At 35.8% G+C, this 606-nt stretch carries 1 pseudogene; it reads right to left on the bottom strand.

The annotated features are described in order from the left end of the window. Nucleotides 1–541, bottom strand: a pseudogene (locus tag ACFIO5_RS10680) (hypothetical protein); the annotation flags it as partial. Nucleotides 542–606: the final 65 nt, after the last annotated feature.

The following is a 606-nucleotide window of genomic DNA, read 5'->3' as shown; positions in this document are numbered from 1 at the left end:
CTGCATGCGTCATTAAAAGTTCTCTAAAGGCAATTATATCAGCTTCCTTTAATGACTGTGATTGTTGCATAGCTTGTGCTATGTTTGCAGTGATTTTCTTCGCAATAATAGATGTTGATGGATGAGTTTCAACATAGAGTCCTATAAAGCTTGATATAAGAGCTATAAAGTTGGTTAAATGAAAGATAACCGATGATAATGGATACCATATCAACGAATTTTCCTTTTGCGCTGGTCGTGCAAGCCCAAGGAGCCAAGAAGCATAGACAGCAGGAAGAAAGAATAATAACATAAAGCCAAAAGCAATGTAAATATTTGTAACTATGATGAGAACAACAGTGGCGCTTATTAAGGCAACAAGGCTAGCTAATGTTCCCTGACTGAACGCAACAATAAAAATTGGCAGTGAAAGAAAACAACCAAGAAGAAAAGAAAAGTAGGGCGCGATATTTATAACACTGATGATTGCCATTCCTATAACAACAGCAAATAACCCAGCTAAAATACCAGTCATTATTTCATAAGTACGAAAATTTTTCATTTATTGCTGTCCTGCTTTCAGCAGTTAGGAGCATTGTCATACCCCAACTTTGATATTTTATATCT

The sequence above is a fragment of the Bartonella sp. AA86SXKL genome, assembly GCF_042196885.1.
This window is presented reverse-complemented; position numbering and strand designations above follow the sequence as displayed.